Raw genomic sequence first — 13,434 nt, 5'->3', positions numbered from 1 at the left:
AGGATAGGGTCCGCGCCCATGGAAAGGGTCGGTATGTCCAACAGCGCGAACGCCTCGGATACCACGCATTTTGGCTTCGAGTCCGTCTCGCTCGGCGAGAAGCAGGGCCTGGTCAATAGCGTCTTCGAACGCGTCGCGAGCCGCTACGACGTCATGAACGACGTCATGTCAGGCGGGCTGCACCGACTCTGGAAGAATGCGCTGATCAACGAACTCGGCCTTCCGAGAGGCGCGCGGCGCTTCCGGCTGCTCGATGTCGCGGGCGGCACCGGCGATATCGGCCTGCGTGCGCTGAAGCGCGGCGGACCAGGAACCCATGTCACTCTGTTCGACATCAATCCGGCGATGCTCGAGGTCGGACGCGGACGTTCCGAGAAAGAAGGCTATGCCGATCGCGTCGAGGTCGTCGAGGGAACGGCCGAGAGCCTGCCCTTCGCCAGCGGCAGCTTCGAGGCGGTGACGATTTCGTTCGGCCTGCGCAACGTTCCCCGTATGGATCTCGCTCTTGCCGAGATGTGCCGGGTTCTGGTTCCGGGCGGCCGGTTCTTCTGCCTCGAATTCTCGACCGTCGACGTGCCGGGGCTCGACAGGATCTATGATGCGTATTCGTTCAAGGCGATTCCGCGGCTCGGCCAGCTGATCGCCGGCGATGGTGAGCCCTATCGTTATCTAGTTGAATCGATCCGCCGTTTTCCGCCACCGGACGACCTCGCCGACATGATGCGGAAGGCGGGTTTCAGTCGCGTCTCGTATACGCCGTTCACGGCGGGCGTCGCCGCGCTGCACTCCGGCTGGCGTCTCTAGCCGTCCGATGCTGTCCGCCCTCGCGCATCTCGGCCGGATGACCCGGGCGGCATATGTCTTCGCTCGCGAGGGCGTGCTGAGTTCGCTCGACACCAGCATCATGCCGCCGGCGGCGGCTTTCGGCGTGCGTATCTTCCGGCTGATCGAGCGCCGGACGCCGGATGCCCGTGCTGTCCGGATTTCGGCTGCCCTCGACCGGCTGGGGCCGTCCTATGTGAAACTCGGACAGTTCCTGGCGACGCGGCCCGACGTGGTCGGAGCCGAGGTCGCTCGCGATCTCGAATCGCTGCAGGATCGTATGCCGCCCTTCAAGGGGGCCGAGGAAAGCGTCGAGCGCGCTCTCGGCCGCACCATCGAAAACGCCTTCACCGAATTTGGCCCGCCCGTCGCTGCGGCGTCGATCGCCCAGGTCCACAAAGCGGAGATCCGCAGCGGCGGCAAACTCCGTCCCGTGGCGGTGAAAGTTCTTCGGCCAGGCGTCGCCCGCCGGTTCAATCGCGATCTGCAGACCTTCTATACCTTTGCCTATCAGATGGAGCGCTGGAGTCCGCTGGCCCGGCGGCTTCGTCCGGTCGCGGTGGTCGATACGCTGGCCCGCTCGGTCGCGTTCGAGATGGACCTCCGCCTTGAGGCGGCGGCCCTGTCCGAGCTCGCGGAGAACACGCGGGACGATCCGGGATTCCGGGTGCCGGCCGTGGACTGGGAGCGCACCGCCAAGGACGTGCTGACGCTCGAATGGGTAGACGGTATCCCGCTCGCCGACCACGCCGGCCTGGCCGCGGCCGGGCACGATCTTCCGGCGCTTGGCCGGACGCTGATCCAGTCCTTCCTGCGCCATGCGATGCGCGACGGCTTCTTCCATGCCGACATGCATCCCGGAAACCTGTTCGTGGATGCCGCCGGGAACATCGTCGCGATTGATCTCGGCATCACTGGCCGGCTCGGGCCCAAGGAGAGACGCTTCCTCGCGGAAATCCTCTACGGCTTCATCGAGCGCGACTACTTGCGCGTCGCCCAGGTCCATTTCCAGGCCGGCTATGTGCCGCTCGACCAGTCGGTCGAGGATTTCGCGCGCGCGCTGCGCTCGATCGGCGAGCCGATCCATGACCGCACGGCAGAAGAAATCTCGATGGCGCGGCTCCTCACGCAGCTGTTCGAGGTCACCGAACTCTTCGACATGAAGACGCGGGTCGAACTCATCATGCTGCAGAAGACCATGGTTGTGGTCGAAGGCGTGGCGCGTTCGCTCGATCCGAAGCTCGATCTGTGGAAGACGGCCGATCCCGTCGTCCGCGAATGGATCACCCGAAATCTCGGTCCGCAGGGCAAGCTGGACGATGCCGTCAACGGCTTCGGCCGGCTGGTGCAAGGCATAGCTGCGCTACCGGACCTACTCGTGAGGGCGGAGCGGATCGCGGCGCAGGTCGAACTGATGACGGTCGACGGCTTCCCGATCTCGAAGGAAAGCCTGCGTTCGGTCGAGACGGCACGCTCGCGCGGCTCGCTCTGGATGACGCTCGCGCTGTGGGTGATCGCCGCGCTTCTCGCGGTCCTGATCTATTTGCGTTAGGCAATCGCGGTCTAAGGTTTCCCCATGACGGAACACCAACTTTCCGGCCGCCGCGTCCTGCTGATCATCGGCGGGGGCATCGCCGCGTATAAGAGCCTCGACCTGATCCGCCGCCTGAAGGAGCGCGGTGCCGTTGTGCGCGCGATCCTGACCGATGCCGGCGCAAAATTCGTGACGCCGCTTGCCGTGGGCGCGATCACCGGAGACCGGGTCTTCACCGACCTATTCGACCTCGCCGAGGAGAGCGATATCGGCCATATCCGGCTGGCGCGCGACACCGACGCCGTCGTCGTCGCTCCGGCAACGGCCGATCTCCTGGCCAAGATGGCGAGCGGGCTCGCCAATGATCTGGCGTCGACGGCTCTGCTGGCCACCGACAAACCGATCCTTGTTGCTCCCGCGATGAACCCGCGGATGTGGCAGAACGCGGCGACGCGCCGGAACGCCGATCAGCTTCGGCAGGATGGAATCCGCTTCGTCGGACCGAACAGCGGGACGATGGCGGAGCGTGGCGAAGCGGGTGTCGGTCGGATGGCGGAGCCGCTGGAAATAGTCGCCGCTGTCGAGCACCTCCTGGCACCGAAGGAGCAGAGCCTGGCGGGACGCCGGGTCTTGGTGACGTCGGGGCCGACTCACGAACCGATCGACCCCGTTCGGGTATTGGCCAACCGTTCGTCCGGGCGTCAGGGCCATGCGATCGCGCAGGCGGCCGCGGATGCCGGGGCCGAGGTCGTGTTGGTCTCCGGTCCCGTGAGCATTCCCGATCCGTGCGGCGTAAGGGTCGTCCATGTCGAGACCGCGCGCGAGATGCTGGCGGCCGTAGAAAGCGCTCCTCCCTCGGACGTTGCCGTCTTCGCCGCGGCCGTCGCCGACTGGCGGGTCGCCGAGGAAAGCGCGTCGAAGGTCAAGAAGGGGCCGGCCGGGCCTCCGGCGCTCACCCTCGTCGAGAATCCGGACATCCTGGCGACCATCGCGCAGCGCAGGATCGGGCGTCCCACGCTCGTCGTCGGCTTCGCGGCCGAGACGAACGACGTCATCGCAAACGCGCAGGCGAAGCTCGCGCGCAAAGGCTGCGATCTCATCGTCGCCAACGATGTTTCTCCCGCGACAGGAATCATGGGCGGCGCATCGAACAGCGTTCATCTCGTCAGCGTGTCAGGCGTCGAGACATGGCCGTCGATGGCCAAGGACGAAGTCGCCGGACGGCTTATCGACCGGATCGCTTCTCTCCTGGGAAAGAACCAATGACGACGACTATCTCCGTCAAGCGGCTGCCGCATGCAGAGGGCCTGCCTCTGCCACGCTACGAGACCGCAGGTGCCGCCGGGATGGATCTGGTTGCAGCGGTTGCGGAACATTCCCCTATAGAGTTAAGTCCTGGAGGGAGGGCGCTTGTTCCGACCGGACTTGTGCTCCAGTTGCCTCACGGCTTCGAGGGCCAGGTTCGTCCAAGGTCCGGTTTGGCGCTCCGGAACGGCATCACGGTGCTGAACTCGCCGGGTACGGTCGATGCGGACTATCGCGGCGAAGTGCAGGTCATACTTGCGAATTTAGGCGCCGAACCCTTCACCGTCATGCGTGGGTCGCGAATTGCGCAATTGGTAATCGCACGCGTGGAAACAGTAGTTTTGCATGAGACAGATGTGATAAGCGACACAACACGGGGAGCCGGTGGCTTTGGCTCAACCGGTGTCGACTCAAAGGCTTCTCACGGATGAATCTCCTACCTCGCCGCAGCTTGCTCGCTATCGCTGCGGTTGCCGATATCGCCTATCACGCCCGCCCCGCGCCGATCGCGGCCAAGGCGCTGGCCGCGCGCCACAGCCTGCCACCTCGCCATCTGGAGACCCTGCTTCAGGTTCTCGTGCGCTCTGGCATCCTGAAGGGGGTGCGCGGCCCACGCGGCGGCTACGAGCTTGCCCGCGAGCGCCGGCGTATCACCGTCGCCGATATCGTCCGCGCTGCCTCCGGCGCAACGCTGGAGAACGGCGAGGATGAAGGCGAGCCGTCCAGGCTTGTCCGCGATGTGGTGATGCCGGCGATCGATCAGGCCTCGGAAACCTTCCTCGAAAAGCTAGCCGAGATCACGGTCGACGATCTTTGCCGCGATGCCCAGGCGCGCCGCGTCTTCGGCGAGGCGACTCCTAACTACGATTTTACGATCTGAGGAGCGCATACGCCGCCCTTGATTTGGCTGAAACGCGCTCCTTTCTCTAACGACACGGGCCGCAAGGCCGATACGGGAGGACCAGATGCCCCAGTTTGCCGCACGCACGCCCCAGATTTCGCAGTTCGCCGGGCGCGGCCGGATCTATGACTCAATCACCGACACGATCGGCAACACGCCGCTGGTTCGCCTGAACCGCATCGCCAGTGAGCATGGCGTGAAGGCCAACCTGCTGGCCAAGCTCGAATTCTTCAACCCGATCGCGAGCGTGAAGGACCGTATCGGCGTGGCGATGGTCGACGCGATGGAAGCCGTCGGCGCGCTGAAGCCGGGCGGTACCCTGGTCGAGCCGACCTCCGGCAATACCGGCATCGCTCTGGCCTTCGTCGCGGCCGCACGTGGCTATCGCCTCATCCTCGTGATGCCGGAAACGATGTCGATCGAGCGCCGCAAGATGCTCGCTCTGCTCGGCGCGGAACTCGTCCTGACCGAGGGCGCCAAGGGCATGCGCGGCGCTGTCGCCAAGGCCGAGGAGCTTCTGAAGGAGATTCCCGGCTCCGCCATGCCGCAGCAATTCAAGAACCTGGCGAATCCGGCGATCCACAAGAAGACGACCGCCGAAGAGATCTGGAACGACACCGAGGGCACGGTCGACGTGGTGATCTCCGGCGTCGGCACCGGCGGCACTATCACGGGTGTCGGCGAAGTGCTGAAGCAGAAGAACCCGGCCGTCCGCATGGTTGCTGTCGAGCCGGAGGATTCTCCGGTTCTCTCGGGCGGTCAGCCCGGCCCGCACAAGATTCAGGGCATCGGCGCCGGCTTCATTCCGGATGTGTTGAACCGCTCGGTGATCGACGAGGTCGTGACGGTCGGCAACCAGACCTCATTCGACATGGCCCGCAAGGTCGCGCGGCTCGAAGGCATTCCAGTCGGCATTTCGTCGGGTGCTGCGGTCGCCGCAGCAATCGAGGTCGGTTCGCGGCCCGAAATGGTCGGCAAGAACATCGTGATCATCATCCCGAGCTTTGCCGAGCGCTATCTGTCGACGGCTCTGTTCGAAGGGCTCTGATCAAAAAGGGCCGAGCCGTTTGTTTGGGGGCGGGGAAACGGCTCGGCCCAGATGTCTGCGCCGGGAGGGGACAGCGGCGCATATCCTTTGGTCGCAGCCGTTCCCGAAATGGTTCAATCGCGCCGAAGAATCTCAGCGTGTTTTCAGGCCGGCTAGGATCTTGTCGGCCAGGGCATCGTAATCGCCGTCGAAATGATGGCCGCCATCGATCGCGATCAGCTCGACCTTCGTCTTGTCGAGTTTCGGGCAGGCGCTGTCGTCCTCTTCCTTGCCGTAGAAGCACTGGATGAGCTTGGGGTCGATGCGCTCGATCTGTTTCAGCGCCGGCCGTGAATCGCCGGAATCGCCGCCGAGCCAGCCGGCGACCGAGATTTCGAACGAGCCTTGGGCCGCGAAGCCGAGCAGCGAAATCTGGCGGATCTTCGCGCGCGTTGCGGCCGGCAGGAGATTATATGTCTCAGGCAGGATGTCGGCGCCGAACGAATAGCCGACCAGCATCACCTTCTGGGCTTTCCATCGGCTCGTATAGGTGTCGATGATGAGCTGAAGATCCTTGGCGACTGTCGCCGGCGCCTTCTCCGACCAGAAATAGCGGAGCGAGTCGATGCCGACCGTCGGCATCCCGTGTTTCTGGAAGTTCTCGGCGATTGTCTTGTCCAGGTCGCGCCAGCCGCCATCGCCGGAATAGACGATCGCGATCGTGTCCGACGGCTTGTCAGTCGGGAGTTCCTCCAGAGGCAGATTGTCGAGACGGTCCTTCGACGGTGGCTCGACCTCCAGTTCCTCGGACAGCATGGAAACGACGATCTTGCCCGGATCGTCGGTCGAGTCCTCGAGGTCGATGTCCATGTCGCGCTTGATCAGCGAAGCGACGTAATCGCGGCCGGCCTTAGTGGCCGCCTCGGTGAAGCGGGCCTCGACGGTCTCCACCCCGACTTCAGGAAGATCGCGGTCGAGGCCGCACATCGGCTTTGCGAAAGTCGGCGGTGTCGTCGGGTCGATTGCGAGCGCCCGGCTGACGGTTGCCGCCGGTGTCTGCTGCGACATGGCGAGGACGAGCGCGCCGCCGGTGCCGAAGCCTGCGATGATCGGCGAGCGATAGTTCTGCGAACCCGCCTCGCGCTGAAGCTGGTAACTGATGCCCTCGACGTCGCTGATCAGATAGAGGCAATCGCCGTCCGTCTTGTTCAGCTCGTCCGAATAGACCTTCAGGTCGACCTCGACGACGAAGGCGCCGGCCGTGGCGAGGACCTGCGCGGTCGTCTCCTCTGTCTGCCCCCAGCCTTGATCTCCCGAGAACAGGAAAATCACGCCGCGCGCGTCACCTTGCGGTCGGAGGATTTTGGAATCGCCAAACAGTCCGGTGTCGAGCTTCGGGGGAGTGGGAGATTGGGTCGCGACCGGCGACGTCGTCTGCGCGAGCACAGGTGAAATGAGGAGCGAGAAAAAGAGACCGACGACGATACGCTTCATTTGCCGAGGACACCTTTCAAGCCACCGCCGATGAGCGCGGTGGCGTCTGCCAGAGCGAGCGCCGGCTCGATGCCGCCAGGGACCGCAAGATAACGCGGCCTCCACTCGGGATGGAATTTGTTCTTGAACGCCCGCAATCCGCGAAAATTGTAGAAGCGCTCGCCGTGGGAAAATACCGTCCGACCGATCCGATGCCAGAGCGGGGCTGCCGGACTTTCTGATAAGCCCGAGAGCGGTGCCATGCCGAGGATGAACCATCGATAGCCCTGCTGCCGCAGCTGCAGGCAGAGCGACGTGAACAGGAATTCCATCGCCACATTCGGCGCGCCGGGGGCGAACCGCATCAGGTCGACGGTCGCCTCCTCGTGCGTCTCGGTGGTCATTATGTTGGCGAAGGCGATGATCTTTCCCTCGTGGCGCAGGACCGCCACCGGCTGGGACAGGACATAGTCCTTGATGAAGGCCCCGAGCGAGAATCGCTTCTCCCGCGCATTGTGATGATCGAGCCATGCGGCCGAAATGCGGGCGAGGTCGTCGTAGATCGCGGGCACGGCCTCGACCGGGATGAACTCGAAGCTCAGTCCGTCGCGCTGGCCGCGATTATAGCTCTGGCGCAGACCGGAGCGTTTCGAGCCGGTGAGATCGAAGGTCGTCAGGTCGAGCCGCGCCTCTTCGCCCAATTTGAAAGCCTGCAGGCCGGCATCGGCGTAGAGCGCTAGGTTCTCGGCCGCCACCTGATAGAACACCGCGCGGGCGCCGGCGGCGCGGGAGGTCTCGACGAAGTCCCAGATCAGGCCGGGCCAGGATTCCTGCGGCCCGATCGGATCGAACAGCGCGATCCATGACCGGGCGCGGACGCCGTACATGATGAAGGCCCGACCGTCGTCGGAGAACATCAGGCTCTTGTCGCCCATCACGACAAGATTGGCATCGGCGTGATCGCTCGCCTGCGCGATCGCCCGTGCCTTTTCGATCTCTCCGGGAGTTGCGACCGACACCGGCGTCTGGACGTGGCGGAGAAGGCTCCACGCCGCGACGAAGCCAGCGACAAGTGCGACGCCCAGCAGAGCGCGAAGACTGCGCGGAGCTTCGCTCTCGAACTCGAATTCCCACCAGAGACCGTGGGTGTATTCGACCTCACTGTAGGCGAACATCAGGACGGCGAAAGCGGTGATGATGATGGTCAGGATGGCGACCATCCAGACCGGCGATAGCACCTGATGGGTCAGCCGCGAGGGACGCGTGAACATGTCCCGCGTCGCCCAGAGGAGAATGCCGAGCGCGACCAGAAGGACGGCCTCAACCAGGGCGATCGCCTTGATCAGCGACAGCACGACAGCGACGGCGATCGAGATCATCGCCGCCCACCAGGCGCCGTCGAGGCGGAAGGCCAGGCCGCGGGCGACGATCAGGAGGCCGATGCCGAGGATGCTGGCGAGGAAGTGCGCGCTTTCGAGAATTGGCAGCGGCACGTAGTTCGAGAGGATATCGAGCGCGTCCGACGTTGCCGGGGTCACGCCGGACAGAACGAGGATCGTGCCGATGACGAAGGTCAGCGCGGAGAGAACCGGCGGCGCGACGCGGGTGCCGGCGCGAACGATTAGCGCGAGCGGACCCTCGGCAAGGCGGCGGGTCTCGAGCGCACTGGCGACCAGAGCGGCTGTGACGAGCGGCAGGACGTAGTAGACCGCGCGGAAGAGGACGAGGCCTCCGAGCACATGGTCGACATCGGCCGTCTGCGAAACCACGCCGACGATGACCGCCTCGAACACGCCGATGCCGGCGGGGACATGGCTCAGCACGCCAAGCCCGACCGCGACCGAGAAGATCGCGACGAAAGCCGGCAGCGAAATCCCGCTCTCGGGAAGCAGAAACCAGAGCGCCGCGGCGGCGAAGGCCAGATCGACGCCGGATATGACGATCTGACCGATCAGGATCGCCGGCGTCGGAAGTTCGAGCTCGAACCGGCCCAGCTTGAACGGTTTCCGGCGTGCCGATGCGACCAGCATGAGGGTGATGATGGCGAGGCCCGCCAAGCCGACGATGCGAAGCAGGTTCGGTGGAATGCCCAGCGGCGCGGCGACATCCTCGGCGACGATCGCGAGCCCGAAGCTCGTGACTGCCATCACGCCCATGCCGAACGTCGCCGTCACGAAGGCGACGATCTTGCCGACGTCGACGGCGTCGAGGCCCAGCGTGGAGTAGAAGCGGTAGCGGATCGCGCCGCCGGTCAGCGGTCCGAAACCGGCGATGTTGCCGACCGCGAAGGCGAAGAACGAGGTCAGCGCGACGGCGGGCCACGGGCGCTGTTTGCCGATGAACGAGAGCGCCGCCATGTCGTAGAACGACAGGGTCAGGAAGCTTCCGACCGTCATCAGGATCGCCGCAAAGACCGCCGACCATGGCGTCGCCACCAATTGGGCGACGACGTCGTCATAAGTGATCTCGGAGGCTAGGTGGTAAAGCGCGACGCCGACGATGGCGAGCAGCGCGGCGGAGGCGATGCCGAAGAGGAGGTAACGCCAGCGCCCCATCCTCTCGAAAGACAGGAAAGATGGCGCCTCTTCGTTAGGGGCGTCGTCTCTAAGCTCCGGTCCAGAAGATGCCGTCATGCGCGACAGAGCCACTGCAATCGGAAAGGGAGGGCCGCGGCTAACCTAGCGCGCCGCGGCGCCTCTTAGAAGGTCAGGCCGTTTCCTTCATCTTCTCCGAACGCTTGCGTTCGTTCGGATCGAGATGAACCTTGCGCAGGCGGATCGACTTCGGCGTCACCTCGACGCGCTCGTCGTCCTGGATGTAGGTCAGCGCGCGCTCGAGCGTCATGCGGATCGGCGGCGTCAGGCGCACCGCCTCGTCCTTCGACGTCGTGCGGATGTTCGTCAGCTGCTTGCCCTTGAGCACGTTCACTTCGAGATCGTTGTCGCGGGTATGCTCGCCGACGATCATGCCCTGATAGACCTTCCAGCCGGGCTCGATCATCATCGGGCCGCGGTCTTCGAGGTTCCAGAGGGCGTACGCGACGGCCTCGCCCGGCGAGTTCGCGATCAAGACGCCGTTGCGGCGACCGGCGATGTCGCCCTTGTAGGGTTCATAGGCGTGGAACAGGCGGTTCATGATCGCCGTGCCGCGTGTGTCGGTCATCAGGTCAGCCTGGTAGCCGATCAGGCCGCGCGTCGGAGCGCGGAAGACGAGGCGAAGACGGTTGCCGCCGGAGGGGCGCATTTCCAGCATTTCGCCACGCCGTTCGGACATTTTCTGCACGACGACGCCGGAATGCTCCTCGTCGACGTCGATCACCACTTCCTCGACGGGCTCAAGCGTATTGCCGGCTTCGTCCTTCTGGAGAACGACGCGCGGGCGCGAGATCGAGAGTTCGAAGCCTTCGCGGCGCATGGTCTCGATCAGCACGGACAGCTGGAGTTCGCCGCGGCCGGACACAAAGAACGAATCCTTATCGGACGCCTCTTCGATCTTCAGTGCGACATTGCCTTCCGCTTCCTTCAGCAGACGGTCGCGGATGACGCGGCTGGTGACCTTGTCGCCCTCGGTGCCAGCAAGCGGGCTGTCGTTGACGATGAAGGACATGGTGACGGTCGGCGGGTCGATCGGCTGGGCCTTGAGCGGCTCGGTGACGCCGAGATCGCAGAACGTGTCGGCAACAGTGCCCTTGGACAGGCCGGCGATGGCGATGATGTCGCCTGCGACGCCTTCCTCGATCGCCTGCCGCTCGATGCCGCGGAAAGCCATGATCTTGGAAATGCGGCCCTGCTCGACCACGGTGCCGTCCTGCGCGAGCACCTTGATGCTCTGGTTCGGCTTGATCGAACCGGACGTGATGCGGCCGGTGATCATGCGGCCGAGGAACGGATTGGCTTCGAGCAAGGTGCCGATCATGCGGAACTGGCTGTCGGCTGCGACCTTCGGCTCCGGCACGTGATCAAGCACGAGATCGAGCAGCGGCGCCATGCCTTGGTCCTGCGGGCCCTCCGGCGCCTTGGCCATCCAGCCCGAACGTCCGGAACCGTAGAGGATGTGGAAGTCCAGCTGTTCGTCGGTCGCGTCGAGCGCGGCAAAGAGGTCGAACACCTCGTTGACGACTTCGGACGGACGGGCGTCCGAGCGGTCGACCTTGTTGATCGCGACGATCGGGCGGAGGCCGACCTTCAGCGCCTTGCCGACCACGAACTTGGTCTGCGGCATCGGGCCTTCGGCGGCGTCGACGAGGACGATCGCGCCGTCGACCATGTTCAGGATGCGCTCGACCTCTCCGCCGAAATCGGCGTGGCCAGGGGTGTCGACGATGTTGATGCGGGTATCCTTCCAGACGATCGAGGTCGCCTTGGCTAGGATGGTGATGCCGCGTTCCTTTTCGAGATCGTTCGAGTCCATCACGCGTTCGGCGACGCGCTGGTTTTCGCGATAGGTGCCGGACTGCTTCAGGAGTTCGTCGACGAGAGTGGTCTTGCCATGGTCGACGTGGGCGATGATCGCGATATTACGCAGTTTCATAAGTCGGAATCCAAAAAAGGCCGCCCCGCCGCTTGGTGCGGACGTCTGGGAGCGGCCGTGCATGATTTGGCGCGCACCATAGGCATGGCGTGCGAAAAAGCAATGACTGTGGGTCAAGCGGCACGCGGCTCGGACCAGATTCGGGCCGCGCCTTGTCCTTGGATAGGTTGGATCAGGCGGAAACTGCTCCGCTTTCCCAGCCAAGCATGGCTTGCTTGCGTGTCAGGCCCCAATGATAGCCTGTCAGCGCGCCCGATTTGCCGAGAACTCGGTGGCAGGGAACGCAGAAGGAGATCGGATTTCGTCCGACCGCCGCCCCAACCGCGCGCGCGGCGGTGGGCTGACCGAGTTTGCGGGCGATATTCGCATAGGTATCCGCACGGCCTATCGGAATCTCCAGCAGGCTCTCCCACACACGGATCTGGAAATCCGTGCCGATCAGAACCACGCGGAGCGGTTGATCCGGGGACCATTTTTCACGCTCAAAGGCGCGCCGCGCGTAAGGTTCGGTGGAGGCGACATCCTCGATGAACGCGGCGTTCGGCCAGCGCCCGGCCATGTCCGCGAAAGCGGCACGATCGTCGCCGTCCGAGAAACCGACGCCGCAAAGGCCGCGCGGGGTGGTCATCACCAGAGCTCGGCCGAAAGGCGATTCATGGAAGCCCCAGCGGATCTGGAGGCCCGCTCCGCCGATCTTCCATTCGCCGGGCGACATCGCCTCGTGCTGGACGAAAAGATCGTGGAGACGGCCGGGCCCGGATAGGCCGAGTTCCAGGCTGGCGTCGAGGACATTGCTTGAATTACGGACGAGATCGCGGGCGCGGTCGATCGTCAGCGCCTGCAGGAACATGTTCGGCGAAAGCCCCGCCCAGCGGCGGAACAGGTGGTGGAAATGGGAGGGCGAGAGGCCGACATGGGCGGCGACTTCCTCCACCTCCGGATGGCGCCGCCAATTGGCGGTCATGAATTCCACCGCGCGACGGACATAGTCGTAGTCCGTACCGGCGGCGACGGGTGCGGCCTGCTCGGCCGCGAGGGCGATGGTTTCCTGTAGCATGCCGTCAAGGTAGGCGTTCGGGGGACCTGCGGCCACCCGATTACGATTGCGAGGTCGATCCAAACCAGCCTTCGCGCGTTGAAGTGAGACTCAACACGGGAGCCGCGCCTATATGCCCATTCTGATCATTGTCCTGCTCGCTATCGCCATTGCCCAGATCGGTTTCTGGGACACGCTTCAGGCGATCTTCGGCGCGATCGGGATCATCATCTTGTTCTGGGTAATCGTCGCGGCCCTGGCGGCGTCGGTGGGGGCCTATTTCTACTCCCGCGTCCGGCGCCGGTTCTAGATCTCAGCCTCGGCGGGCGTTCCCCGTCGAGCCGAGTTCGCCGAGATGCTTCTCCCAGGCGAGTGCCTGGGCGACGATCGTGTCGAGATCGTCATAAGACGGCTCCCAGTGAAGGTTGCGGCGGATGCGGTCGGCCGCGGCGACGATCTTCGCCGGATCGCCCGGGCGACGGGGCGACAGGTTGACCTTGAAATCGACGCCGGAGACGCGCTTCACCGCGTCGATCACCTCCAGCACCGAATAGCCCTGCCCGTAGCCACAGTTGAGCGTGAGATTGGGCCCGCCGTTTTCGAGGTGATTGAGCGCGAGCGCGTGAGCCGCGATCAGATCCGAGACGTGGATGTAGTCACGGACGCAGGTGCCGTCGCGGGTTTCGTAATCTGTCCCGAAGACGTCGAGCGCCTCGCGCTGGCCGAGCGCGGCCTGGACCGCGACCTTGATGAGGTGGGTGGCGTTCGGGGTCGATTGGCCGGAGCGGCCCTTGGGATCGGCGCCG

12 protein-coding genes are annotated in these 13,434 nt (G+C 64.6%); 7 read left to right on the top strand and 5 right to left on the bottom strand.

The features are described 5' to 3' along the window. The first annotated feature begins 33 nt into the window (after positions 1–33). The 6 genes from ubiE to cysK all read left to right on the top strand — a co-directional run bounded on the left by ubiE (position 34) and on the right by cysK (position 5,610). On the top strand, positions 34–804 hold the full coding sequence (ubiE, locus tag ACFPFW_RS16145) for a bifunctional demethylmenaquinone methyltransferase/2-methoxy-6-polyprenyl-1,4-benzoquinol methylase UbiE (protein ID WP_114956419.1): 771 nt from the start codon (positions 34–36) through the stop codon (positions 802–804). 7 nt (positions 805–811) lie between these two features. Beyond that, complete coding sequence (ubiB, locus tag ACFPFW_RS16140) at positions 812–2,374, top strand: 2-polyprenylphenol 6-hydroxylase (protein ID WP_114956420.1); 1,563 nt, start codon at positions 812–814, stop codon at positions 2,372–2,374. Between the two features lie 24 nt (positions 2,375–2,398). Then, positions 2,399–3,622, top strand: a complete 1,224-nt coding sequence (gene coaBC, locus ACFPFW_RS16135) for a bifunctional phosphopantothenoylcysteine decarboxylase/phosphopantothenate--cysteine ligase CoaBC (protein ID WP_114956421.1) — start codon at positions 2,399–2,401, stop codon at positions 3,620–3,622. Then, positions 3,619–4,092: a dUTP diphosphatase gene (gene dut / locus ACFPFW_RS16130; protein WP_114956422.1), complete on the top strand. Its 474-nt coding sequence runs from the start codon at positions 3,619–3,621 to the stop codon at positions 4,090–4,092. Before coaBC ends, dut begins: the two co-directional genes overlap by 4 nt. Further along, positions 4,089–4,541, top strand: coding sequence for an RrF2 family transcriptional regulator (locus ACFPFW_RS16125; RefSeq protein ID WP_114956423.1), 453 nt, complete (start codon positions 4,089–4,091; stop codon positions 4,539–4,541). Before dut ends, ACFPFW_RS16125 begins: the two co-directional genes overlap by 4 nt. Before the next feature lie 85 nt (positions 4,542–4,626). Next, a complete protein-coding gene (cysK, locus tag ACFPFW_RS16120; RefSeq protein ID WP_114956424.1) occupies positions 4,627–5,610 on the top strand; it encodes a cysteine synthase A in 984 nt (327 codons plus the stop codon). A 132-nt stretch (positions 5,611–5,742) separates the two neighbouring features. On the opposite strand, the gene ACFPFW_RS16115 is transcribed toward cysK, so the two are convergent. The 4 genes from ACFPFW_RS16115 to ACFPFW_RS16100 form a co-directional block, all read right to left on the bottom strand. Further along, positions 5,743–7,083 carry an AcvB/VirJ family lysyl-phosphatidylglycerol hydrolase gene (locus ACFPFW_RS16115; RefSeq protein ID WP_114956425.1) on the bottom strand — a complete coding sequence of 447 codons (1,341 nt, stop codon included), beginning with the start codon at positions 7,081–7,083 and terminating at the stop codon, positions 5,743–5,745. Next, positions 7,080–9,617, bottom strand: a complete 2,538-nt coding sequence (gene mprF, locus ACFPFW_RS16110; RefSeq protein ID WP_379771590.1) for a bifunctional lysylphosphatidylglycerol flippase/synthetase MprF — start codon at positions 9,615–9,617, stop codon at positions 7,080–7,082. Before mprF ends, ACFPFW_RS16115 begins: the two co-directional genes overlap by 4 nt. A gap of 151 nt (positions 9,618–9,768) precedes the next feature. Beyond that, positions 9,769–11,592 (bottom strand): translational GTPase TypA, encoded by a 1,824-nt coding sequence (gene typA / locus ACFPFW_RS16105; protein ID WP_114956427.1) that lies wholly within the window; start codon positions 11,590–11,592, stop codon positions 9,769–9,771. 172 nt (positions 11,593–11,764) lie between these two features. After that, entirely contained in the window at positions 11,765–12,649 is an 885-nt protein-coding gene (locus ACFPFW_RS16100; RefSeq protein WP_114956428.1) for a methylated-DNA--[protein]-cysteine S-methyltransferase, read from the bottom strand. Between the two features lie 112 nt (positions 12,650–12,761). On the opposite strand from ACFPFW_RS16100, the gene ACFPFW_RS16095 reads away from it, so the two are divergent. Further along, positions 12,762–12,938, top strand: coding sequence for a hypothetical protein (locus ACFPFW_RS16095; RefSeq protein ID WP_379771588.1), 177 nt, complete (start codon positions 12,762–12,764; stop codon positions 12,936–12,938). A gap of 3 nt (positions 12,939–12,941) precedes the next feature. Here the strand turns inward: ACFPFW_RS16095 and ACFPFW_RS16090 are convergent. Then, positions 12,942–13,434, bottom strand: a 493-nt coding sequence (locus ACFPFW_RS16090) for a GDP-mannose 4,6-dehydratase (protein WP_379771586.1), incomplete at its 5' end; no start/stop codon positions are given.

It is taken from the genome of Flaviflagellibacter deserti (assembly GCF_042652085.1).
Classification (GTDB): Bacteria; Pseudomonadota; Alphaproteobacteria; order Rhizobiales; family Methylopilaceae; genus Flaviflagellibacter; species Flaviflagellibacter deserti.
Note: the sequence above shows the minus strand (reverse complement) of the source record. Positions and strands in the feature narration are given on the sequence as shown.